We start from the raw sequence: 24,680 nt of genomic DNA on the forward strand, positions 1-24,680 counted from the left end.
AATGCCCGGCTGAACGATTAAATCAATTTCGATATCATGATAACTGGTTGCAAAATCTTTTGATTTCAGCATCTTTAGGAGGGTATAGAACCCCTCCCCAAATTCCGATATAATCAGAAAAAATTCAGTTTTTATCTTTTTATGATTTTTTTTGCAGGCTTCAAGCCATGAAGAATAAATTCAATGACATCCCTGATCAGGGCATCGGAAATTTTTGTCTGCGGGGCATCGGGCCAGACGATCCACTTCAAAGCGATGAAATGCATATACCCGATAAGGGACCAGGCCAGAAAAGTCGAAGGCAGATGGCGTATCTCCCCCTTTTGTATCCCCTGGTCGAGTCCTCTGATATAGCCCTCAGATATCTTAATGTAGTACCAGAGCGCAACGTCCTGATTGATCATCTCAAATTCAGGGACTATCCTGTAAATCCATTTGTGGTGGTGAATGAAATCAAAACTGGTCAGGATCGCGATGCGCTCGACATCCCTTCGGTCGTCAACCTTCATGACGGCCCGCTGCAAATCCCTCCGTATAAGATGATTAGCGTATTTCACCAGTCCCTCGAGGAGTTCGCTCTTGCTCTCATAATGAATGTAAAAAGTGCCCAAGGCAACGCCGGCTTCGCGGGTTATGTCGGAAATATTGGTGCGATTGACTCCCAACTGCCCGAACATTTTTTCTGCAGCCAGCAGGATCATCTGCCTTGTTTTCTCTCCCTTGGTCAACGGTTCGTCCTCTCCCGGCCTTATGGGATCGGGATTCGGTCTGTTCAGGATATCCCAGTCTCGCGGTTTATTCCACCGGGCCGGACCGCTGATGCCATTGATCGCTAAATCCGTGATCAAATCGACCAGGGTCTCTTTGGAGAACCCCTCCTTTACCTTAGTCTTTCTTAACGGCTGGAAATAGCAAATCCCGATTAACCCATAGGCGACAATATCCGGATCCACCGGTCGAATATTCTCCGAGTGCGCTTCCCTCCTCAGGAAGTCCCGAAAGTACCCTGCTATGAATTCATAATAGGCGATGGTCACCCGGTCGATAAGTTCCGACTCTCCCAATATCCTATGGAAGGCAAAATGATCGCGGGTATGGGAGTAAAGGAGACGAATGACCTCTCTCAAGCGGCCCGGGAAGTCTAACCCTTGAAGCTTCAAGGAGGAGGCCTTCTCCGTAAAACGAAACCGGATCAGGTCGTTCATTTCGAGAAACACCTGTTCCTTGTTATTAAAGTATTTATAAAAGGTAGCCAGGGACACCTGGCATCGACGAGTGATTTCTGAAATGGAAGATTTATAATAACCCATTTCTTTGAAAACCTCGTGGGCGGTATCAAGGATAGCGGCCCGGGTGGCCTCTCCTTTGGTTCCGAGAGAGCGTCCGGAACGCGAATTTCGGGGTGATGCCAAGATATCAGGGTTCACGGAAGTGTCATGCCTCATTAAACCCCGTTTCCCGGGAATAACCGGTCTTTAAGTAGTCCCATTCAGACATCCTGAACAGAAGTTTGTCGTGATGATTCATGAAAAGTTTTCCATTCCAGAACCCTTCCGTTTTGATAGAGGCCCATTCCATAATTTTCGAATACTTTAATATATACGTCAAGAGGAACGCTGTCAACGGGCCTGAGACATAAAAAAGGGTTTTAAGTATTACGGAATTGGGAAAACGGGGGCGGCTATAGAGCAGGGAAGATAGGCGGCTATCCCGTCTCAAACTTATACCCTACCCCGTAAACGGAATGGATAAATCCCTGGCCGGGGCTGACGGCGGCTATTTTTTTCCGCAGTTTTTTGATGTGGCTGTCGATGGTCCGGTCGCTGACGATCCGTTCATCCGGATAGATATGGTCCATGAGTTGCTGACGTCCGTACAGGCGGCCGGGATGGGCGGCCAGGAAATGGAGCAGCTTGAACTCCACGGCGGTGAGTTCCAGATCTTTACCATCCAGGGTGGCCTGATACCGATTTTCGTCCAGGACCAGCCCCTGGGCCTGGATCGTCCGGCCGTCGGCGGTCCGGCGCAAGACGGCCTTGACCCGGGCCACCACCTCCCGGGGGCTGAAGGGCTTGCAGATGTAATCATCGGCCCCGAGTTCCAGACCCAGCAGACGGTCGATCTCTTCGATCCGTGCCGTTACCATGATGATCGGCACCCTGGAAAAGGTGCGTAGTTCCTTGCAGACTTCCAGGCCGTCCCGACCGGGGAGCATCAAATCCAGGAGTACAAGATCCGGCTGGTACTCCCGGGCCCAGGGCACCACCTCCAGACCGTTTCCGAGACAAAAGGAATCAAATCCGGAGGCCTTCAGATAATCGACCAGAAGACTGGCCAATTTCGGTTCGTCTTCGACAATCAATATGGTCCCCATCAGACGCATCCTTCGACATCGGGGAGGATGATTTGTATCTCCAGCCCCCCTCGGGGCGAGGGGCGGGCCACAACAGTCCCCCCATGGGCCTCGACGATATTTTTGCAGATGGCCAGACCGAGCCCGGCCCCGCCCAGAGCCCGGCTCCGGGATGTTTCCACCCGGTAGAGACGGTCGAAAAGCCGGTCCAGATCCTCTTCCGGCACTCCGGGGGCCGAATCTGCGAAGGTTATTTCCGCCAGACCCTTACGGCAATCCAGACGGATAAACAACTCCCCTCCCGGATCCGTGTATTTCAAGGAATTGTCCAAGAGGTTGATGAAAAGCTGGTGCAAACGCTCTGCATCGGCCCATAGAGAGATCTTGAATCCCTCGGGGAAATGCGTGTTGAGACGGATACCCTTACCGGACATCTCGGCCTGAAAAGGTAAAAGGGCGTCCCTCAGGACTTCAGCTAAATCCAGCCATTCCTTCCGGTAGGTCAGTGCCCCGAGATCGGAGAGAGCCAACTGATAAAGATCATCAATCAGACGATGAAGCCGAAGGGCCTCGGCATGGAGCGACCGGATCGCATCCGGATTAATAGGGCGTATCCCCTCCAGTAAAGCCTCTATTTCACCCCGCAGGACGGCCATTGGGGTCCGCAGCTCATGGGAAATGTCGGCGACCCACTGGCGGCGGGCCTTTTCATTCTTCTCCAGGGTCAGGGCCATGCTGTTAAAATCCTGAGCCAGTTGTCCCAATTCATCGCCAGTCTTACCCGAAGAAGAGACCGGGACGCGAACGGCATACTTTCCGGAAGCCAGTTCGCGGGTGGCCCCAGCCAGAGCCCTGATGGGCCGGACCAGACGGTTGGCCAGGGGCAATGAGAACAGCACCACCACCAGCAACAACCCCAAGGCCGAAAGGATCAAAGCCGATTTCTGCCGGGTTAAAAACTGAAGCTGTAGGGGGTTGAGAAACTGTATTGGAGGCAGCCCCCCGATATAACCAATGGTCTCCTTATTGTGGACGATGGGCCTGAAACTCCTCTCCCTGAGATCTTCGGTGGTTCCAAAGAGGGGATTGCGGTTGGCGTCCAAAACAATAAAAGGCCATCTGGGGCGGTGCGGGCCCAGGGGCGGCGGGGGCGGTGGTGGTACTTCCAGTCTCTTTTCGAAGGCCTTCCTTTTCCAGGGGTCGACATGATCGGATTGGGCATTCAGCAAACGTCCAATCCAGATTTCCGGATTATTCCGCAAGAAATCCCAACTGCCCTGTTCGGCATAGGCCTGTTCCAGACTTTTGGCCGTCTTCTCGAGCCGGCCTTGCTCCAGGGCGTTGAGATATTGGATGAACCCCCGATTGATACTCCACTGCATGATGAGGAACATACACAGCAGGGCCAGACAGGTGGCAGCAAGGATAGAGAGAAAAAGGCGATAACGGATACTCAGTTTCATGATCTTTTTAGATAATCTTACCAATAACGATTTCAGTATTATAATAATTTTGTCCGGTGAAGCAAGCCCTAAACGCCTTCCCGGGAATTTCCCTTTAATTTCCTTATTTCTTCCTTATTTTAGCCATAGTTGTCCTCTAATGATGCCATCAAAAGAATAATCATTCTTCTAACCGCCGATTAAAAAAGGCAGGAAAAAAATTCGCCCTTGGGAAAAAAATACCTGCCCCTCTGCGAAATGGACGGTCCTTTGCCTTTCGTTGACAGGCTGAATCTATTTTTCATTAAGTTACGTTAAAAAAAAATGAATAAACGTAAAACCTATACGGGCGACTTCAAGGCTAAAGTGGTTTTAGAATTAATCCGTAATAGAAAGAGCCTGACCGAACTGGCCGCTCAATATGAACTGCACCCCAACCAGATCAAAAACTGGAAATCCCTGCTCCTGAAACAAGCGGTCAAACTCCTCGATGACAAAAGGCGGGCAGGAAAACTAAATCAATAGGGAGTTGAAGCCTTGTTTTAAATTCCATTCTGTAAAAATGAAGCCGTGCTATCGAAAAACTCTATGCAAAAAAAGATAATTTGATCCCTTGCATCACCCTTTCTTCCGACTCATTGGGAGAATCACCTTTGAATCCCGAACCCTTGGCCCTTTGAATCCTCCAAATCATCACCAACTCTTCTGGAATGATCCGCAAAGTGTTGTCAGGCATAACTTATCGAAATTGAAAAATGTAAGATGGCATCGTGGTTGCTTTATCCGCCTATGAATTCCAATAACCGATCAGCCATAAAGGAGGTGGGTATCAAATATTTATCATTAAAAGAATCTATGACCCGGTAAAGGCCGAATTGCTTTTAACCACGAACCAACATCTAAAAGGAGGTTATTTATGTCAAGCAGCATCGGCAGCATAGGCGGCCTGGGCAATAACAATTACCTGTTTCAGATGAATGCCCGGCCCATGCAACAACGTCAGGATGATCTATTCAGCCAAATCGACAGTGACAGCAGCAGCGGGATAGATAAAACGGAGTTTTCCGTCTTTGCCAAGAAACTATCTCAGGATAGCGGAAATTCCATCGATGTGGATGATGTTTTTTCCACTTATGATACGGACGGCGATGGGTCTTTGAGCAGTGATGAGATAAAGAGCTTCATGCAGGATAATCCACCCCCGCCGCCTCCTAACGGCATAAGCGGCGGCCCCCAGGGCCCGGACGATCTGTTCGCTAAATTAGATGGTAACAGTGACAGCGGGATCGACAAGTCCGAGTTTTCCACCTTCTCCGAAAAGCTCTCGGAGGATACGGGCAACACTATCAATGTGGATGATGTTTTTTCCATCTATGATACGGACGGTGATGGGTCCTTGAACACGGAGGAGATGAAGTCCTTCATGAAGGATAACGCTCCCTCCCCTCCTCCGCCGGGCCAAATGCAACAGGCCGCATCGGCCTATGGGACAGACCAGAGCAGCGACCAGATGTCTACTCTGCTGGACTTGCTTAAGAACATCTCCGACCTGGTTGGATCAAGCGCCAATGGTAACGGCAGTTCCATAAGTACCTATCTATCGAAGGTCATGGAAACCATCAGCAACGGGGGGGGCAGCTCAGTGCTCAATGTAACCGCATAGAACACCTTTCCGCCCTCTCCTGGCAAGTTCAACGTTTATGCCTTGGCTTTGGAGGGCGCTTATGACACAAAAAGGACCCCATTTCCTTTAAAGGAATGGGGCCCTTTGCCTTGAAAGGATGGTTGACCAAAAAAACCACATCCGGACCAAAGTGGCCCTAAAAATGCAGAGTACGATTCGATCAATCAGAGAGAGGAGCCGAGTTCATGAACTTTAAGCTGGATCGCCTATCGACTGCCGACAAAGCGTCATCAAGCAGGAAAGCCCCAAAACAAAAACACTCTTTATGAGTGGCTATACGGCCGACGTGGTTCTCGGCAAGGGGATCGAGGAACGGGAAATCGATTTTATTGCCAAACCGCTGTCGCCCGATGAATTCATGCTGAAGGCAGGAAAAATACTCAACAAACAGGGGTGATCCATTACAAAAAACAAAAAGGCTCCTTCCCCACATAGGGATACATCGCAGACCACACTTAAAAAGGCTGTATCTTTTCATAGTCCGTTCAAAAAAAAACCAACATCCCTGAGTTCTCCAAATAATTTTCCTCATTTCTTCCTTATTCCTGCCACACTTCCATCCTATTCTTGAACTTAGGAAACCCGGCCTGGACAAAAAACTGAAAAGGGATATGAAAGGCCGTCGAGACAACACTTAAACAAGGGGGGGGCCTTCTATCTCCTTTGGGTGAAACCATGTACAATATTTTACATACAGAATGGTCAAAAGGATGGGGTGGCCAGGAGATAAGGATCATTCAGGAATCTCTGGAATTCATAAAGAGAGGTTACCGAATGATGATCGCTTGTCAGCCCGGAAGCCGGATTATCTTGGCTGCAGAAGAAAGCGGCATCCCTGTTATTCCTTTAAAGATGAGAACGCCCTTAGATCCTTTAGCTATCTGGCAATGCCTTCAGATCATAAAAAGAAATTCGATTAACCTGGTTCACACCCACAGTTCAGTCGATAGTTGGTGCTGTTCCATTGCCGCCAAGTTGTCAGGCCTTCCGGTTATTCGAAGTCGTCACATCAGTGCACCCATCCATCCCAACTATTTTTCCTTCTTTTTATATATGAAATTGGCCGACCGGGTTATTACCAGCGGGAAAATGATCAAAGAAAAAATGGTCAAAGTGAATGGATATGATTCCCAAAAGATAGTTTCTATTCCTACGGGGATCAACGAAAAAACATGCTTTCCGGAACCCAGTAAGCAATGGGCCAGAGAGGAGTTTAATATAGAAAAAAATGATTTCCTTTTAGGGATCGTCGCCATGCTGAGGAGATGGAAAGGGCATCTTTATCTCTTGGAAGCTATAAAAACATTACAGAAGAAGATACCCAACATCAGATTGATTATCACCGGGGACGGCCCGCAGGAAAAAAATATCAGGGACTATATTACCTACAACGGTCTAACCCAAACCGTGATTATGACCGGTTATCGAAATGAGGTACCTCAAATTCTTAACAGCCTGGACTTATTCGTGCTTCCCTCCTATGCTAATGAGGGAATTCCGCAGGCCATCCTTCAGGCCATGGCTTTGGGGATTCCGATCATCTCCACCTTTGCCGGAGGTATCGAAGAAGTAATACAGAATGGACAGACCGGGACGCTGGTTCCCCCGCGGAATGTTCAAGCTTTAAGCGAAGCCATTGATCGGGTGTACCGAAACAGAGAGGAAAGCTTGAAAATGGCTCATAGTGCCCGGGAGTCAATCTTGAATCATTTTTCATTTAGAGGCATGGCCGATAATACCGAAAATGTTTATAGGGAAGCATTGGAAAGGAACCGTCCTGAAAACGTTGATATTTCCCCCATCAGAATTAAAACGGTCAAAGGTTTTCGAAATTTATAATACATCGACATCCTTTATAAATTGAAAGGATGGAAGGCAACGCAATGAAAGGTAAACTCAAAATCCGGACGATCGCTTTAATTTTAATTCTAATGGCCGGTCCGGTTCATGCCTTTGGCCCGGGCACCAGGGGCCAAGGTGGTTTTACGCGCGGGGGAGGCAGGCCAACTGAAAATAGATTACTGAACCTCACCCCGCAACAGGAGCTCAAGTTAAATACTTTGCGGGGAAAATTCTTGGACGAGACCATATTTCTTCGAAGCGATATATCAAAGAATCTATTGGAACTTCGAATTCTTTGGAAAAACCCAAATCCGGATAAGGATAAGATTAATACCCAAAAAAAGGGAATTATGGAGTTGTACACCCGGTTCCAAATCAAGGCCACTGAAAATAGATTAGAGGCTCAAACTTTTCTAACCCCGGAACAGGTGGAAAAATTACCAGTTTTTGATCTGCGTTTGGATATAGAACCCTATTTGGGCCTTGGTCCCAAGACCCCTTCCTCAAATTGACCAAGTTTATATTTTTTTCTGTTTAACACTCTTTGAAACGAAAAGAAGTGATCCATGAATATTTTTTATTTTCCAACAAAACGGAAGTGTTGGATATTCGACTTTCTTATCCTGCTGTTAGAAGTGGTGGTTTCGTTCTTCCCCAAACGATTAAGATTTATTTTTGTACCGAAGAATTAATTCCTCATTGCTTACTTATTTTAGCCATATTTATTGGCTATTATAATCTGCCACAAGGCAGTCTGCATGGAGACGTCGATCAAAAAAACAGAAAATGGAGGAATGAGATGGAAAACAATTGCACGCCGATCCAGGATTCTAAAAATGCAGAGAACGCAACACTGAAAAGACCGTATATCGTAACAGTTCTTTTTGTCCTGTTCTTAGATCTGGTTTTTCTCTTTATAATGGCCCTCTGGGCCGGAAAGGCTTCAGCCAAAACAGGCGGTCCAATGCCCCCGCCCATGGGTTTTGGGATGATGGGAGGCGGGAAGCATCCGGAAATGAAGCCCTTTCCGCCCGGTTTGCCGGGCGACGGAATGAGGCTCGAGATGATGATGGATGGCGGGCACCCGATATGGCGACACATCAGGGATCTCGGGCTTGACGAGAAACAGAAAGGGGAAATACAGGAGTTGAGAAGCAGGGTAATGAAAGAGATGATCAGGAAAAGGGCCGATGAGCAGATCGCCGGGATGGAGTTAAAAGACCTTCTCGAAAAGGACCCAGTCGATATGAATGCGGTCGAGACGAAGCTTAAACGGATAGAGATCATAAGAATGGAAATGCACCTTTCCCTCATCAGGGCCGTGGAAGAGGTTAAATCAAAGTTAACACCGAACCAGAGAAAAAAACTCCAGGAGATGCATAAAACAAGGCCCGGAATAAGGGAAAGAAGCCGGGAGGAAGAGATGATGGATAATCGTCTGGGCAGGCTTTCGCCTTGGGAGAGGGGAAAGGATGAGGATACGGCTCGGGAAATGGGCCACAGGTAAACATGGATTTGGCAATCAAGAGGTCAAGGCCCTGGCTTTCCCTATGGCTCACCATCCTTATCCTCAGCGGATGCGCAACCGTAGGACCCGATTATATACCTCCCGCCACGGAGCTGTCGGCCACCTGGCACACCGGGCTCAAAGGGGGTTTGACCGACGATCAGCAGGCCTCCCGGGACCTGGAAGCCTGGTGGACCCTGCTCAATGATCCGGAACTTTCCAGCCTGGTTCATCGCGCCGTAGCCGGCAATCTCGATCTGAAGAAAGCCCGGGCCCGGGTGCGGGAGGCACGCGCCCGAAGAGGCCAGGCCAGGGCCGATCACTTCCCCACTCTCGACTTCCAGGCCACGGGCAGCCGGAGCCGCAGCAGCGAAGCGACGGGAGCCGTTATGACCAGTGATCTTTATGCCATGGGCTTTGATGCCGGCTGGGAACTGGATATCTTCGGCGGTGTCCGCCGCTCCGTTGAAGCTGCAGAGGCAACTTTCCAGGCCAGTCAGGAAGACTGGCGTGATGTGCTCGTCTCGCTGCTGGCCGAGGTGGCCCTGAACTATGTGGATGTCCGTATCTATCAAGCCCGAATGGCCGTGGCCGAAGCAAACCTGGCGTCCCAGGACGAGACTTGCCGGTTGACCTCATGGCGGTATCAGGCGGGTTTGAGCGATGAGATGGCAGTACAACAGTCCCGCTACAACCTCGAAAACACCCGCTCACAGATACCGTCCCTGCGCACCGGGCTGGAAGAGGCCCTGAACCGCATTGCCGTGCTTCTGGGAGAACAGCCGGGCAAGATCCATGAGAAATTAAAGAAAAAAGCGCCCCTGCCGGTCACGCCTCTGAGGATCGCCGTCGGTGTGCCGGCCGATGCCCTTCGTCGCCGACCCGATGTGCGCCGGGCCGAACGGGAACTGGCGGCCCAGACCGCCAGGATTGGTGTGGCCACGGCGGATCTCTATCCCAAATTCAAATTAACCGGGTCCATCGGTCTGGAAGCCCTCGCACTCAATAACCTGCTTTCTGCCGGCAGCCAAACCTATAGCTTCGGTCCCGGTATCACCTGGCCGCTTTTCGCCGGGGGAGCTATCCGCCAAAACATAGAGGTCCAGTCCGTCCTGCAGGAACAGTCATTGATCGCCTATGAAGCCGCCGTGCTCAATGCCCTGGAAGAAGTTGAAAATGCCCTTGCAGCCTATGCCGAGGAGCAATTCCGCAGGGATGCGTTAAGAGATGCGACTGAAGCAGCGAAACAGGCGGCTGAGCTTGCTCAAAAAAAGTACCAGGGAGGCCTTACGGATTTCAGTAATGTACTGGAGGCCCAGCGTTCACTCCTGTCATTTCAGGATCAGTTGACCCAGAGCGCCGGGAAAGTGACCTCCAACCTGATTCGTTTGTACAAGACCTTGGGGGGAGGATGGACCTCTCTGTCCACCGGCGATGGAAAAAATGATTAATTAATAGTGAGGAAAAAATGAAATCAGAATCCCATAGTGAATCGGAGGTTGCCCAGATCCTGGAGATTGATCAATCACCGGCACACCGTAACCGGTTGAAACTATCGTTGATTTTAATTGTTCTGGTAATCGTTGCCCTGACCGCTGCGGTGATTATCTGGAAAACGGCAGATAAAAACGATAGGGTTCAATATAAGAACCAGGAAGTGAAGCGAGGAAGTCTGATCGTCATCGTCACGGCCACAGGCACCCTGCAACCGACCAACAAGGTCGAAGTGGGCAGCGAATTATCCGGCATCATCAAAAGTGTTGAAGCAGAATACAACAGCCGGGTAAAGGTCGGCCAGATCCTGGCAAAATTAGACCCATCGAAACTTGAAGCGCAGGTCAAGCAATCCAGGGCCGCCCTGGAATCCGCCAAGGGAAAGGTCTTGCAGACCCAGGCGACCGTTAAGGAAACCCGCACCAAACTGGAACAGCTTCAAAAAGTCAGAGAGTTGAGCGGCAGGAAGATCCCCTCACAATCCGAAATCGATGCGGCTGAAGCGGCCCTTGAACGGGCAACGGCCGATTACGCCAGCGCCAATGCGGCGGTTTTCCAGGCTCAAGCCGCCCTCGACGCCAATGAGACGGACCTGTCCAAAGCGGTCATCCGCTCGCCCATTAACGGCATCGTACTAACCCGCAGCGTGGAACCGGGCCAAACTGTGGCCGCCTCCCTTCAAGCCCCGGTGCTGTTTACTCTGGCCGAAGATTTAACCCAAATGGAACTCCACGTGAATGTAGACGAGGCCGATATAGGTAAAGTACAGAAAGGCCAAAAGGCCACCTTCACCGTTGCCGCTTACCCGAACCGGATTTTTGAGGCACGGATCACCCAGACCCGATATGATGCGTCAACAACGTCGGGGGTCGTGACCTATGAAACCGTTTTAAAAGTCGATAACTCGGATTTGTCCCTCCGGCCGGGCATGACGGCTACTGCGGACATCACGGTCAAGAAAGTGGAAAACGCAGTCCTGGTACCCAGTACTGCCCTGCGCTTTACTCCGCCGGTCCAGGAGGAAAAGAAGCCTTCCACCGGCCTGGTTGGCGCACTGCTTCCGCGGCCCCCCGGTTCCCCGGCCAAACCGACCGAAAACATTGCCGGCAACAGAAAACAACAGGTGGTCTGGATATTAAAGGACAAAAAACTCTCAGCCGTCCCGGTTACGATCGGGTCGACAGATGGCAATATGACTGAAGTTATGATGGGCGACCTCAAGCCGGGGATGACGGTCGTGGTCGACACCCTCAGTACGGGGAAATGAACATGAAGGCCTTCAGCCAAAAGGACCATCACACCCTTATTGAGCTTAAGGGCGTGACCAAAATATACGGCACCGGCCAGGCGACCATGCAGGCACTACGCGGCATCGACCTCCGCATTAAGGAAGGTGATTTCCTGGCAGTGATGGGACCAAGCGGTTCGGGCAAGTCCACTTGCATGAATATCCTTGGCTGCTTAGATACGCCAACTGCCGGGGTTTATAAATTTAAAGGCCTCGAGGTAGGCAAACTGACCCGCAATCAGCGTACGCGGTTACGCCGGTTTTACCTTGGTTTTATCTTTCAGGGGTTTAATTTGTTAAACCGCACCTCGGTGCTGGAGAACGTGGAACTGCCCTTGATTTATCGAGGTGTCCCCGCCGGGGTCCGGCGAGCCCGCGCCCTTCAGGCCGTGGGTATGGTCGGTCTCAAGGGATGGGAAGCCCATACACCGGGCGAACTCTCCGGTGGTCAGCAGCAGCGGGTAGCCATTGCCCGGGCCATCGTCAACGAGCCTGCCGTGCTGTTTGCCGACGAACCCACGGGTAACCTGGATACAGCCCGAAGCCGTGAAATCATGGATTTGCTCACCGGGCTGAACCGCGACCGGGGAATCACCATCGTTATGGTCACTCACGAACCGGATATGGCCGCCTATGCCGGGCGCATGGTCCGTTTTTTAGATGGCCTGGTTGCGTCAGACGAGCAAAATGGGAGGGAAGCCTGATGCTATGGAACACGATTCAACTGGCCTTGCGCGAAATTAAACGAAACGTCATGCGCTCCGTCCTGACCATCCTGGGCATCGTCATCGGAGTAGGAGCGGTTATCACCATGGTGACTATCGGAGGAGGCGCCACGGCTCAAGTCAAAGAGCAGATTGCCAGCATGGGCAGTAACATGCTCATGGTTACTCCTGGGAAAAGACTCGGACCCGGCCAGTCTTCCAGCGTACCCCTGTTCAAACTGAATGACGCCGAAGCCATCACCAGGGACGTCGGCTCGGTGGCTGCCGTGGCCCCGGTCTCTTCCCAAAGCCTCCAAGCCGTAAACGGTAATCAAAACTGGTCGACTCAGGTAACCGGAAGCGACAATCAATACTTCAGAGTCACCAATAGATCCATCCGGTCGGGCCGACCATTTAGTGACGGGGAGTTGCGCAGCGGTGCAGCGGTCTGTATTGTTGGTGAAACGGTGCAGAAAAAACTGTTCGGCGGACAGGACCCTTTGGGCGGGAATATCCGTCTTGAAAAACTTTCCTGTCAGGTGATCGGGATCCTGGCCGCCAAGGGACAGAACACCATGGGTATGGACCAGGACGATGTCGTGGTCATCCCGTTACGGACCTATCAGCGGCGCATTTCCGGTAATCAGGATGTCGCCCTTCTTCAGGTCTCGGTCCGGCAGGGCGCCTCGACCGATAAGGCGCAGCAGGATATTTGGTCGTTGATGCGGGAGAGGCGCCATCTGTCACCCAGCGATGATGACAACTTCAATGTGATGGATATGAAGGAAATCGCCAACATGCTTACGGGGACCACCCAACTGCTTACGGCTTTGCTGAGCGCCGTAGCGGCCGTTAGTCTTCTGGTAGGCGGGATTGGTATCATGAATATTATGCTGGTATCCGTTACGGAGCGGACCCGTGAGATTGGTATCCGGCTGGCTATCGGCGCTTACGAGCGCGAGGTGCTCATGCAGTTTCTGGTGGAGGCGGTGGTGCTGTCTTCCTTCGGCGGCTTAATCGGCATCGTGCTGTCGCTTTCCGCCTCGGTCTGGCTGACCGGCATCTTAGGCGTTCCCTTTGTCTTCAACACCGGCATCGTCGTTATCGCCTTCCTGTTCTCGGCGGCGGTTGGCGTGATTTTCGGCTATTTCCCGGCACTCAAGGCCGCCCGGCTGGACCCGATCGAAGCACTTCGCCATGAATGATTTTTATTGCATTGACCGTTCCTCAAATCCTTCTGGATAAGAGGGCCGGTCTTTTCTTCCGGTTATACAGGGCGAACTTGATCTCAGCGGCGAAAATCCGATCGACCAGTTCCTGATCGAGGATCTCCACGATGTCCATCGTATAGGAGAGAGAAAAACCTCCAACATAATCATGCAAGGCAAAGAGACCCTTTCAGCTACTTTGTAGGCCTGGACAATGGTATCCATAACCTCCTGGTTGTCTTCACAATAGAGCTGGACTCAGCCCGTATCCCGCTGCGAGAGGCTGGAAGGGTTCCCGCAGAGGCCGATGAGGGTGAGATGGAATTCCTGGTCTTTGGCGATCATGGAAAGAAAAAAAATACTCACAGAATTCCCCCCTGATGCACAAAAAAATCCTAAAAGCCCTTCGAGACCATAATGTTCAGCAAATAGAAACGCTGATTGAGTCGCATTTGACCCGTACTGGCGTTATCGATGGGCACGGCTGCACCATTTTTAAGGATGATTCGTCGCTGGCTAAAAATAGAGCAAGATTGGCAACCCATCACTGTGAATTGATAAGTGGGGATTTTTCATTAAGATGGCTGTGCATATCGATCTTTTTGAAAATTTTTCTTCCCATCGGGATCTCCATCGATCTCTCGCTTTTTGTCCTTCGTCCTGATTTTAGGTCGAAAATAGATTTTTACCACCCTTGACCTCTGTTGGGGCGCTGTAGGGACGGGTTTAAAACCCGCCCCTGCGACGGCGGTATTTTCATGCTTTTTGATGCCATCCCGGGGTATGAGGGTTTAGCGCTTATTAATAATTCTCCGGCCCAAGGACATCCGATAGCGCCGACCACTGCTGAATTTTTCCCAGACCAGTCGGAACCCGAACGGTCTTGGTGTGTCCATAGGCCCGTAAAGTCTCCAGGGCATGTTCGCGGCCATAACCGCTGTGTTTGCCTCCGCCAAAAGGGGTCCCATAAAAATTACGATTATAATTGTTCACTAAAACCACCCCCACGTCAAGCTCCCGGCTGGCCCTCCAGGCCTTGGTAAAATCGTTGGTGTAAAGGCCTGCCATCAGACCAAAGTCGGTGCCGTTGGCGATACCGATGGCGTCTTCATAACTCTCAAAACGGATAACCGCTGTAACGGGCCCGAATATTTCTTCCCGGGCGATCCTCATGTCCGGACGCACATCGATAAATAGGGTGGGGGCCACCCAAAAACCTCCGGCCAGCCTGGGATCGGTCGGCAGCGAGGCTTGAACGGCCAGGGTTGCACCTTCGCCCATACCGATCTCGATATAGTCCAAAACTCGTTTGCGTTGCCGCTCGGTCACCAGAGGTCCTACATGGGTTGCCGGGTCGGCCGGGTCCCCGACACGAAGCCGGAAAACGGCTTTCGTCAGTCTGGCCACTACTTCGTCGTAAAGCGAGGCATGAACGAGTATGCGCGAGGCGGCAGTACAGGCCTCGCCCTGGTTAAAGAAGGCCCCTTCGATCGCCCCCCGGACGGCCTGATCGACATCAGCATCCTCAAAAATGATCAAAGCGTTCTTGCCGCCCAGTTCCATGACGGTGGGGGTAAGATTCCGGGCTACTGTCCGTATGACCGCCATGCCTGTGGCCGGGGCTCCGGTGAAGGAGACCACGCGTACCAGGGGATGGCCGGCCAGTGCCTCTCCACAACTGCCGAGACCGGGTACGACCGTCAACACTCCCGATGGTAACACCGTATTTAACAATTCGACGATCCGCATGACTGTAAAGGGTCCCTGCTCCGGAGGCTTTAATACCACCGTATTCCCCACGGCCAGGGCCGGGGCCGATTTCCCGGCCGTGTGGATAGGCGGCCAGTTGAAGGGGATAATACCGCCCACAACACCAAAAGGCTCCAGGGTGCTTAGGCTAAGAAGGGGACCCTGTTCCTGTATCTGGCTGGGGAGGGCCCCTGCCAATCCGCCGAACATTTCAAAGGAGCCGATACAGGCTTCCATGTCGGCCAGACGGGCCTGGGTAATCGGCTTGCCGATCTCCTCCGACTCGATCCGGGCCAACTCGTCAGCGTGTTCGCGCAGCAGGCGGGCGCAATTCAAAAGCAGGCGGCCCCGTTCCCGGGGACTGATCCAGCGCCAGGAAGTACGCCACACCGTTTCCGCGGCGGCCACGGCGGCATTCACGCCTTCCGAAGAAGCCCCCTGGACGGTTGCGATCAAACCCCCGGTGGCGGGATTTTCAACGGCGAAGAGGTCTTCCGGCCTTTGAGACGACCATGGGGTCGTAATTATTTTGACATCGTTAATTGGACCTGTCATAGGGATTCCCCTTTATGGCTTTGAAAAAGGCCGCATGGATCAAGACGACAGCCTCCATTTGGTTGAGACATAGCAAACCTTACCTAGCCTGGCGTTATGCCTTCCCGCCGTGATCAGGATAAGTTCGGCGGGGGTTACAAATTGAAGAGAGCCGCCGGCACAGTGCTGCACACAGCTTGGTCCCAGACCATCGTTGACCCGTTCGGTGCATTGGTCACACTTCCAGGCCTTCTTTTCCCCCGGGCGAAGATGTACGGCCCCATAGGGACAGGCCAGGACGCAGAGTCCGCATCCCTGGCAGGCGGTTTCGTCAATGACCACCACCCCATCTCCCCTTTTGGAGATGGCCCCGGTGTTACAAGCCGCCAGGCACAACGGTTCATTGCATTGAAAACAGGTGACAAAGACAAAATCCTGGTGCAATTCCCCTTCCATGATGCGGGGCCCTACCGTCACCACGGAAGCCCATCTGGGACCGGCCGGTAAACGATTCTCCTGCTTGCAGGCCACTTCACAGGCGTAACAGCGGATACACCGGTCCAAATCGATGAGCAGGATTTTTTCTTCCATTCAGGGGATCCTTCTTACCCGGCAGAGCTGACAACGTAATTGGGCCGACCCGATAGCCGGCGCCGTGTCTTCATCGTGAAGGAGGTTATTGGCATTGTTCCTGCCGGCCCACTGGGCCGGCAGGAGAACCACTCTGGGGTCAATGCCCAGGGTGAGAAAGGCCACGGCCTCGACAGAGCCCCTGGGGGATTCGACGATAACGGGCTCTCCTTCCCGGACACCCAGGATCCCAGCCGTTTCCGGATGCATATAGAGCAGGCATTGGGGGACGATCTCCCTTAAGACAGGGATGTTACGCAGTTCCGAATGGCGATAGACGGCTTCCTTCCGGCCTGTGGTCAGGATCAGAGGATACTCTTTGGCCAGATCCGGTGCGCTGATGGGGCTTTCCAGGGGTTCCTTGTGTTTCGGTAAGGGGTCAAACCCGAGATCCCTCAGTTTTCGGGGGACCAGCTCCACCTTGGTGGATTGGTGGAGATTCCGGAAGGGTGGCAGCCCAAATCCCGTCTTTTCATATTTCCTGTAGGTGTAAGGGACCGTGTACCGGCCCATCTCTTTGAATTGCTCAAAGGTAAGGCCCAGGGGTTTGAGAATAAGGTCACTCAAGGCGTCTTCGCTCTCGATCATGAGATGGCCGAATCCGAGGCGCTTGGCCAATTCGTTCAGGATCCAATAATCGGAACGGCATCCGTCGATCTCCACAGCCTTTTGCTGTAGGTGGATGTCATCATAGGTGACCTGGTAATAGGTCTGCACCGAGCTGCGCTCCATCCAGGTCGCTGCCGGCAGGACGATGTCGGCCAGCTCGGCCGTGGGGGTCATGAAGAAATCGGCCACGGCGATGAAGTCGAGGCCCTTGAGCGCTTCCAGGACGACCCGGCTGTTGGCATAGGAGAGGGCCGGGTTCGATCCCTGGCAGTAAAGGGCTTTCACCGGATAGGGTTTTTCAGTGAGCATGGCCCGCCAGACCGTCGGTGAATGGGCCGTGGCCACCCAGGCATCTTCACCGGCCAGGAGGGGATATTCCTTTCCGCCCAGCCGGTCTTCATGATCTTCCGGGGTCAGGAGGTGCTTCAGAGAAACATCGGGCACCACCTCTCTGGGCATAGGGAGCACATTGCCGCCGGGCACGTCGATGTTGCCGGTAATGGAGGCCAGGATCCCGAGACTCAGGCAGGCCGACAGGGTGTCCGGTATCTGCTCCGTAGAAAGGCACTGGATCAGGGAGGCCGGTTTGGTCCGGGCATAACAGCGGGCTGCTTCGACGATCGTTTCGGCCGGCACCCAGGTGATCCCGGCAACTTTAGAGGGTGGATATTCCCTGACCCGTCCTTTCAACTCTTCAAAGCCGAGGCACCAGGATTCAACGAATCCGTGGTCGTAGAGACCTTCTTCGATGATAACATGAAGCATTCCCAAGGCCAGGGCCACATCCGAACCCGGTCTGAGCTGAAGCCAAAGGTCGGCCTTGGAGGCCGTCTCCGAGAACAGGGGATCCACCACGATCAGCTTCGCCCCCAGGGCCCGGGCATCCATCATCCAGGAGGCCTTGATAGGGGCGGTGTTCGGTGGGTTTGTGCCCCAGACCAGCATGCACTTGGTCTTGCCCGGCTGAAGAAAGAGATCAGGGCATTCCAGGGCCGGGGCGATTCCCAGCAGGAGTTGGGAGGTGAATCGCGGCCAGAGACATTGGGCATAACCCGGCCCCATCATCTGACGGTGATAGGCATTGGCAAACCGGTTAAAGTATTGTACCCATCCCCTGGATGTGCCGGTGGCCAGGATGACCGAGTCCTTGCCGTAAACCTCTTCGGTTTCTTTCAACCTCAGGGCAATGGTATCCAGGGCCTCTTCCCAGGATATAGGCCCCCAATCACCGGCCCCCCTTGGCCCCAAGCGTTTCAGGGGATCTTTCAGCCTATCCGGGTGGTACAGCAAGGACGTGGAGGCCAGGCCCTTGGCGCAGAGGACTCCCCGGGTCGTCGGAGAGCTGGCATCTCCTTCCACCTTGATCACCTTTCCGTCCTTCACATAGACCAGGGCATCGCAGCCGTTGTTGCAGGTCCAACAGGAGCTTTTGAGAACGGTCGCTCCGGTCTTTTTATCGGTTTTGCGAGGTTTCAGTTTTTCAGTGCGCCGTGGGGGCACGTATCCCGGCGGGTTTATTTTTTCAAGATCACCCCCGATCATCCGGCCGACGAAGGTTTTTCTTTTGCATGCCGGGCAGAGGGTCAGGACGCCCCCGGTATCGAAGGATACCCCTTTCCCCTGGATGATCCTGGTAAGCGATGCGAGCACTTTTTCTGAGGCCAGGGATTTCCCGCATCGCCGGCAAACGACTTTTTCAGCCAAGCCTTTATTCCTTTTTCCTATAACCCCAAGTAGGCCTTGCGCACATGTTCACTCTTGGAGAGTTCTTCCCCGGTCCCTTGCAATGTCACCTGGCCGTTCTCCACCACATAGCCGTGCCGGGCCAGTTGCAGGGTCTGAATCACTTCCTGGGATACCAGGAGGATCGTGATCCCCTGATCGTTGAGCAGTTTTAAGGTCGTCAGGATATCCGTAGAAAGCTTTGGGGACAGGCTCATGGTAGGCTCATCGAGAATCATAAGTGACGGCCGGCCCATGAGACCCCGACCTATGGCCAGCATCTGCTGTTCCCCGCCGGAAAGGGTCTTGGCCAACTGGTTCTGCCGCCGTTTCAGAATAGGGAAGAGCTCGAAAACCTGGTCCAGAGACTCGCTGATCACTTTTCGGGGCCGGGGCAGGTAGGCCCCTAATTGCAGATTTTCAATGACTCGCATGAGGGGAAAGATCTTCCGGCCTTCGGGGATCTGGACGATGCCCATCTCGCATATACGCCTTGGGTCGAGCCCGTCGATCCGCTCGCCGTTGTAATGGATAGACCCGCCCTGCAAACAGGTCAGGCCGGAAATAGCCCGCAGCAGGGTCGATTTCCCGGCCCCGTTGGAGCCGATGACGGCCACGAAATCCTGGTCAGCGACCTCAAGGGAGACATCGCTCAAGGCCCGCAGCTTTCCGTATGAAACCTGAATATTATTGACTTCTAACATAAGCCGCCCCCAAATAAGCCTCAACGACCCTGGGGTCCTTGACGATTTCCCCGGCCAGGCCGTCGGCGATCTTTCGGCCGTAGTCGAGGACCATGACCCGGCTGCACGTCTCCATGAGGGCGCTCAGCACGTGTTCAATCATAAAAATGGTGATCCCTAATTCCCTGTTTATGCGAAATATCAAATTGATCCCGTCTCTCACCTCGGCTTCGTTAAGGCCGGCAAAAACCTCATCCAGGAGGATGAGCCGTGGGGAAACAGAAAGGGCCCTGCCCATTTCAAGACGCTTCCTCTCGACCATAATCAGATCCGAGGCGGCCGTCCGGGCCTGGTCTCTCAGGCCGACGAATTCGAGTATTTCCCCAGCCCGCTTCCGGGCCTTGGACAGGCTGCTTTCGCCACTGCCATAAAGGACTCCCACGGCGATATTGTCCAGGGCCGACAGTTCCTCAAAAGGTCGGACAAACTGGAAGGTCCTGCCCAGACCGAGCCGGGCGATCCGGGAGGGTTTCTCCCCGTTTATCCTGGTGCCTCTGAAGGTGATCGTCCCTCTCTCCGGGGCATAAAAGCCGGCCATACAATTGATGAGGGTGGTCTTACCCGAGCCGTTGGGACCGATGAGACCCATGATCTCTCCCTCCATCACCTCGAAATCGACTTCGGAGACAGCGGTCAGGCCGCCGAATTGCTTCGTCACCTTTGTTCCGGTCAGGATGGGGTCGGGCCCTGATTGAGGGGGACTACTGGTCATATCGGTTCACTCACCTGCCAGGACGTCGCGGGCGATCTTCTCAAAAACCGGGTCAGGTATGGACCATTTACGGATGATGGCCTGACGTTTGACCCGATCCACGATCTGGGCTACCTGTTCCCTGGTGGCCTGAAGCCCCATCTTCACCAAACGGTCCCGGATGACTGTGCCGCCGGTCATTTTACCGAGGATGATGTTCAGGGGCCCCCGGCCGATCAGCTCAGGGGCAAAGGGTAAGGTCGTAAAGGGCTTGTCCGTTTTCATCATGCGCAGGTTCATATCGGCCACCATGCCCGATTCGACGGTAAATTCATTGTCCCCGGTAATGGGCTTGTTGGAGGGTATGGGGATTTTGACGATTTCGGAGACCAGCCTCGTGACATTATAGATATGGTCGAGCTTTATCCCGGTGTTCAAACCCAGAAGGAGTTCGGTGTCCACGGCTACTTCCTCGGTCGAGGCATTTCCGGCCCTCTCCCCCAGGGTATTTATGGCCGTGTGAACCGTCGTGGCCCCACCCACGATACCCGAAAGCATCACGGCCGTGGCCAGGCCGAAGTCGTTATGGGCATGGACGCCCACCGTGGCGGCCGGGGCCCACTCCCTGATCTTCCGGACCATGTAGGTGGTGGTCCAGGGCAGCCCGAAGCCCATAGTGTCCGTGTAGGTGATCTGATCCACCCCGGCCTCGTTAGCTACGGCCTTGTACAGTCTTTCCAGGAACTGAATAGGGGCCTTGGTGGCCTCCCAGGGCATGACCGAGGTATAAAGGCCGTTCTTTTTGGCATGGGCCGCGGCCTTCACCAGCTTCTCAACCATCTGGTTCTCATTGAGTCCCCAGACGACCTCACCGAACCAGGGGGAACCGGCGCATTCCACCACCACGCCGTCGGCACCGTTCTCGGCGGCGAAATCAACCTCTTTTTCATCCCAGCGGCAGAGGAAAACGATCTTGGCCTGACGGCCGTTTTTCCGCATCCTGACCAGCTCCCTGGCGACTTCCCGGTCATCATCGGAGATGATGGGCAAAAGCTCCACGCTGTAAACACCCATATCATCCAGGGCTTCGTAGATGGCCAGTTTCTCATCGGGCTTGATCACGACATGGGGGGTCTGCTCGGCCTCCCGCAGCGTTACATCGTGTATATAAACCCGTTCCGGCAGGGTAAAGGCCTTTCTGACCTCTTCAAAAAAATTAAATTCGGTTACCCAGTACTTGTCCGTTAAATGTTTACCTCTATCTGACATGAATAGCGTCTCCTTATTTAAATTCTGAATTCTCAATTCTAATTTCCGGCTCCCGGCTCCTGGATTCCAGAATTTCAACTATCTTTGGTCCCCTTATTCTTAAAAAGCCCGACCAGCCCATGGGGCAGATACATGATCACCAGGACCAGCAACAGCCCGTAGATGATGCGGGAAAACTCGGCCCCGATGTTGGCGTGGGCCGTTAACACTTCGTTGATGACCACGACAATGGCGGCCCCGATGACCGGTCCCAGCCAGGTAGTTGGTCCTCCGAGCAGGGCCATGAGCACCACCAGTACCGAAATTCCGATGTCAAAGATAAAATCCGGATGAATGTAACTCCGGTAATAGGCATAGATCCCCCCGGTAACGCCGGCCAGAAAGGCGCTCAGGGCAAAGGCCATGATCTTCAATTGGGTGGCATCGACCCCCTGGGTCTCGGCACTGTCTTCATCCTGATAGATGGATCGCAATCCAAGACCGTATTTGGATTTCTCTATCCAGATGGCGATGAGGATGGTCACAAAGGTGAGGGCCAGCATGATTTCATAGAAGATTACCCGGTTGGCGAACATGCCCACCTTCAGAAAGGGCAGGTAGAGCCCGGTCGATGAGCCGGTAAATTCCACATTGATCACTACCAGCCGGGCCGACAAACCGAGACAGAGGGTCACGAGAACAAAATAGGGTCCTCTCAGCCTGAGACAGGGATAGCCGATGATCACCGCGCAAAGAGATGCGAGCAGCCCCCCAAGGATGGCGGTATAGAAAGGGGAAAGCCCCCATTTGAGGAGGAGCAGGGCGCTGGTATAGGCCCCGATGCCGAAAAAAGCGGCATGACCGAAGTTGTTGTAGCCCGTGTATCCGCCGAATATATTCCAGCCGCAGGCCAGGGCGGCATACATAAAAAGGCTGAAAAGGGCCGACAGATAGTAGGCATCCGGTCGAAGGAGCGGGAAAAGGGCCAGGGCCGCACCCACAGCGGTCACGATGAATATTGAGCGTCCGTTCTTCTCCATCCGTTCTCCGGGTTCACTGCCGGAAAAGACCGGTCGGTCTTACCAGCAACAGGGCGATGATGATGCCGAAAAGTATGAGGTTGATCCAGGTCAGGGGGATCAGGGCGCTGCTGACCCCTATGATCAGGCCGATCAGGAGGCTGGCCACAGCCGTCCCCATGATGCTGCCGACGCCGCCCACGATGACGATGGCAAAGACAAAGGTGATCCAGGCCCAATGAGTGGACGGCTCGATAGAGTACATGAGGCTCATGCAGGTCCCCCCGATCCCGGCGGTGGCAAAGGACAGGCCGTAGGTGAAAGCCATCACCCGGCTGATATTGATGCCCATCAGTACGGCCCCATCCCGGTCCTGCCAGACCGCCCTGGCCGCTTTACCGAGAAAGGTATGATGCAGGAAGAAATAAACGGCCGTGACGGTAACCACGGCCACGGCAAAGCTCACCAGAAAATTCATGGGCAGGGCGATACCGCCTAAGAATATGGATTTCCCGGAATAAGAGGTGGAAACCAGCCTGGGGGTGGCTTTACAGATAGAGAGCAACAGGTTCTCCACAACGATCGTTACGCCGAAGGTCAGAACCAGTGAGGCGGCAGTCAGGTCCCTGGTCCTTTTGGCGGCTGTCCGGATTACGGTCCGTTCTATAATAATGCCCAGCAGGAAGAGGGCCGGAATCACCAAAACCAGGGAGAAAAGGGGATTCCAGCCGTAGAGTTCCAGCAGCCAATAGGTGATATAGGCGCCCACCAGAGCCAGCACGGGATGGGCCAGGTTGACCACCCGTGCTATTCCCAGGATGAGGCTGAAACCCACAGCCAGCACCGCAAAGGTGCCCCCGAGGAGGAGTCCGCTGACGATGCTTTGAATGAATTGATTTAAGGAAAGTCCTTCCACTAGGTCTTACCTATCTCCCTTGGCTACGTCTTTTCGCCTCTTCAAGGCTACTTTCCCCAGGCCGGTTTCGGATAGACGGCCTTTGACTTTCCGCTGCTGGGATAAACCACCTGGGTCTGACCGTTCAAGACCTGCACCACATAAGAATAAGGCGCTGGCAAGCCTCTCTCGTCAAATTTGAATTTCCCGGAGAGGATGCTGATCTCGTGGGTCCTCAGATAGTCCCGGATGGCATCCTGTTTCAGGCTTTTGGCGCCTTCCACCCCCCGCTGGAGCGTTTCAGGCCAACTGTATCCGAAGAGGAAATATTCCGGGGCATCGGGCTCGCCCCACTTCTCTTTCACCAGCTTGTTCAGTTCGACGATTCCCGGATACGGGAGGGTGTTAGTGATGATGACCCCCTGATAGACATAGTTGGCGTCCGGGCCGAGCAGCTTGGTCCAGGCCGGAGAAGTGGCGGCAATCGACTGCTGGAAGAATTTGGGATTGTAGCCCAGGGCTTTGGCCGAGCGTACCGTTAAGATGGCATCCGGAAAGAACTGGGTGCAATAGAGCAGTTCGGCATTCCGCTCCTTCGCCTTGGTGATCAGGGCATCGGCACTCGACAATGGCGGGTCGTAGAACTCGTCCACGACGATTTTCATGCCCAGCTTTTCCGCCCATTTGCGATCCACCGCCTGACCGGCCCGGCCGATAGGGTTGTTCAGCTTTATGTAGGCCACGGATTTCGGTCTATCGGCCACCGGCAGGCTTTCCAGAAACCGGTAAAAGGCCTCTCCCAGCCATTCCCCCATCATAGGCGTGGCGCTGAAGGAATATTTGAAGCCCTGGCTGAAAGAAGCCATATGGCCGCCCATGGAGACGTAGACCATGCCATACCGTTCCGCCACCGGCATCTGGGCAGCCACGGAAGCCCCGCCATAACCGCCGAGGAGCAGGTCCACCTTATCCACGGTGATGACCTTTTCGAGCAGTTGGACCGCCTTGTCGGGTTTCCCCTCATCATCGTAAATGATCAGTTCCACCGGCCGGCCCAAAAGCCCTCCCGATTTGTTCACTCTTTCTGCCCAGTACTCGTAACCCCGTTTTACCCACTTGGCGTTGTCCGCCAGAGGACCCGTTATCGACATAGAGCCCCCTAACCGGATCGGCTTTCCTTTGGGTTGTGCTGCGGCAGGGAAAGACAACCCGGCCAGCATTAAAAAGCAAATACAAATGCTCATCAATCCTGCAATAAGTCTCCTCTTTTTCATCCGCGCCCTCCTGAATTTTTTAATAAAACTTTATCTTGACAATT

Annotated in this window: 22 protein-coding genes; 9 read left to right on the top strand and 13 right to left on the bottom strand. The window is 53.5% G+C overall.

Annotated elements, in window-relative coordinates; genetic code table 11:
* Positions 1-131: 131 nt before the first annotated feature.
* The 3 genes from HY879_04935 to HY879_04945 form a co-directional block, all read right to left on the bottom strand.
* Complete coding sequence (locus tag HY879_04935; GenBank protein MBI5602680.1) at positions 132-1,427, bottom strand: TetR/AcrR family transcriptional regulator; 1,296 nt, start codon at positions 1,425-1,427, stop codon at positions 132-134.
* Between the two features lie 278 nt (positions 1,428-1,705).
* The gene (locus HY879_04940; protein ID MBI5602681.1) at positions 1,706-2,377 is read right to left on the bottom strand and encodes a response regulator; all 672 of its coding nucleotides are present in this window, start codon (positions 2,375-2,377) and stop codon (positions 1,706-1,708) included.
* Positions 2,374-3,816 (bottom strand): HAMP domain-containing protein, encoded by a 1,443-nt coding sequence (locus tag HY879_04945; GenBank protein MBI5602682.1) that lies wholly within the window; start codon positions 3,814-3,816, stop codon positions 2,374-2,376. The genes HY879_04940 and HY879_04945 overlap by 4 nt, the downstream gene beginning before the upstream one ends.
* A 303-nt stretch (positions 3,817-4,119) precedes the next feature.
* Here HY879_04945 and HY879_04950 point away from each other — a divergent pair, with 303 nt between their 5' ends.
* The 9 genes from HY879_04950 (at position 4,120) to HY879_04990 (ending at position 13,519) form a co-directional block, all read left to right on the top strand.
* Positions 4,120-4,320 (top strand): helix-turn-helix domain-containing protein, encoded by a 201-nt coding sequence (locus HY879_04950; GenBank protein MBI5602683.1) that lies wholly within the window; start codon positions 4,120-4,122, stop codon positions 4,318-4,320.
* 391 nt (positions 4,321-4,711) lie between these two features.
* Entirely contained in the window at positions 4,712-5,458 is a 747-nt protein-coding gene (locus tag HY879_04955; GenBank protein ID MBI5602684.1) for an EF-hand domain-containing protein, read from the top strand.
* 696 nt (positions 5,459-6,154) lie between these two features.
* On the top strand, positions 6,155-7,318 hold the full coding sequence (locus HY879_04960) for a glycosyltransferase family 4 protein (GenBank protein MBI5602685.1): 1,164 nt from the start codon (positions 6,155-6,157) through the stop codon (positions 7,316-7,318).
* 44 nt (positions 7,319-7,362) lie between these two features.
* On the top strand, positions 7,363-7,833 hold the full coding sequence (locus HY879_04965) for a periplasmic heavy metal sensor (GenBank protein ID MBI5602686.1): 471 nt from the start codon (positions 7,363-7,365) through the stop codon (positions 7,831-7,833).
* 287 nt (positions 7,834-8,120) lie between these two features.
* Entirely contained in the window at positions 8,121-8,828 is a 708-nt protein-coding gene (locus HY879_04970; GenBank protein MBI5602687.1) for a Spy/CpxP family protein refolding chaperone, read from the top strand.
* A gap of 2 nt (positions 8,829-8,830) precedes the next feature.
* Positions 8,831-10,279 (top strand): efflux transporter outer membrane subunit, encoded by a 1,449-nt coding sequence (locus tag HY879_04975; protein MBI5602688.1) that lies wholly within the window; start codon positions 8,831-8,833, stop codon positions 10,277-10,279.
* A 17-nt stretch (positions 10,280-10,296) separates the two neighbouring features.
* Positions 10,297-11,589, top strand: a complete 1,293-nt coding sequence (locus tag HY879_04980; GenBank protein ID MBI5602689.1) for an efflux RND transporter periplasmic adaptor subunit — start codon at positions 10,297-10,299, stop codon at positions 11,587-11,589.
* 2 nt (positions 11,590-11,591) lie between these two features.
* Positions 11,592-12,314 (top strand): ABC transporter ATP-binding protein, encoded by a 723-nt coding sequence (locus HY879_04985; GenBank protein ID MBI5602690.1) that lies wholly within the window; start codon positions 11,592-11,594, stop codon positions 12,312-12,314.
* Positions 12,314-13,519 (top strand): ABC transporter permease, encoded by a 1,206-nt coding sequence (locus tag HY879_04990; protein ID MBI5602691.1) that lies wholly within the window; start codon positions 12,314-12,316, stop codon positions 13,517-13,519. The genes HY879_04985 and HY879_04990 overlap by 1 nt, the downstream gene beginning before the upstream one ends.
* A gap of 3 nt (positions 13,520-13,522) precedes the next feature.
* Here HY879_04990 and HY879_04995 read toward each other — a convergent pair whose 3' ends face one another.
* The 10 genes from HY879_04995 to HY879_05040 form a co-directional block, all read right to left on the bottom strand.
* Positions 13,523-13,747, bottom strand: a complete 225-nt coding sequence (locus tag HY879_04995) for a hypothetical protein (protein MBI5602692.1) — start codon at positions 13,745-13,747, stop codon at positions 13,523-13,525.
* Positions 13,748-14,323: 576 nt separating this feature from the next.
* Positions 14,324-15,826 carry an aldehyde dehydrogenase gene (locus HY879_05000; GenBank protein ID MBI5602693.1) on the bottom strand — a complete coding sequence of 501 codons (1,503 nt, stop codon included), beginning with the start codon at positions 15,824-15,826 and terminating at the stop codon, positions 14,324-14,326.
* Between the two features lie 39 nt (positions 15,827-15,865).
* A complete protein-coding gene (locus HY879_05005; GenBank protein MBI5602694.1) occupies positions 15,866-16,396 on the bottom strand; it encodes a 4Fe-4S binding protein in 531 nt (176 codons plus the stop codon).
* Positions 16,397-18,748, bottom strand: coding sequence for a molybdopterin-dependent oxidoreductase (locus HY879_05010; GenBank protein MBI5602695.1), 2,352 nt, complete (start codon positions 18,746-18,748; stop codon positions 16,397-16,399).
* Between the two features lie 17 nt (positions 18,749-18,765).
* Complete coding sequence (locus HY879_05015; protein MBI5602696.1) at positions 18,766-19,470, bottom strand: ABC transporter ATP-binding protein; 705 nt, start codon at positions 19,468-19,470, stop codon at positions 18,766-18,768.
* Positions 19,454-20,221, bottom strand: a complete 768-nt coding sequence (locus HY879_05020) for an ABC transporter ATP-binding protein (GenBank protein ID MBI5602697.1) — start codon at positions 20,219-20,221, stop codon at positions 19,454-19,456. The genes HY879_05015 and HY879_05020 overlap by 17 nt, the downstream gene beginning before the upstream one ends.
* Positions 20,222-20,227: 6 nt before the next feature.
* Positions 20,228-21,469: a hypothetical protein gene (locus HY879_05025; protein MBI5602698.1), complete on the bottom strand. Its 1,242-nt coding sequence runs from the start codon at positions 21,467-21,469 to the stop codon at positions 20,228-20,230.
* A gap of 74 nt (positions 21,470-21,543) precedes the next feature.
* On the bottom strand, positions 21,544-22,488 hold the full coding sequence (locus tag HY879_05030) for a branched-chain amino acid ABC transporter permease (protein MBI5602699.1): 945 nt from the start codon (positions 22,486-22,488) through the stop codon (positions 21,544-21,546).
* A gap of 13 nt (positions 22,489-22,501) precedes the next feature.
* Positions 22,502-23,383 carry a branched-chain amino acid ABC transporter permease gene (locus HY879_05035; protein MBI5602700.1) on the bottom strand — a complete coding sequence of 294 codons (882 nt, stop codon included), beginning with the start codon at positions 23,381-23,383 and terminating at the stop codon, positions 22,502-22,504.
* Positions 23,384-23,430: 47 nt separating this feature from the next.
* A complete protein-coding gene (locus HY879_05040) occupies positions 23,431-24,636 on the bottom strand; it encodes an amino acid ABC transporter substrate-binding protein (GenBank protein MBI5602701.1) in 1,206 nt (401 codons plus the stop codon).
* Between the last annotated feature and the right edge of the window lie 44 nt (positions 24,637-24,680).

The sequence above is a fragment of the Deltaproteobacteria bacterium genome, from assembly GCA_016219225.1.
Lineage (GTDB): Bacteria > Desulfobacterota > RBG-13-43-22 > RBG-13-43-22 > RBG-13-43-22 > RBG-13-43-22.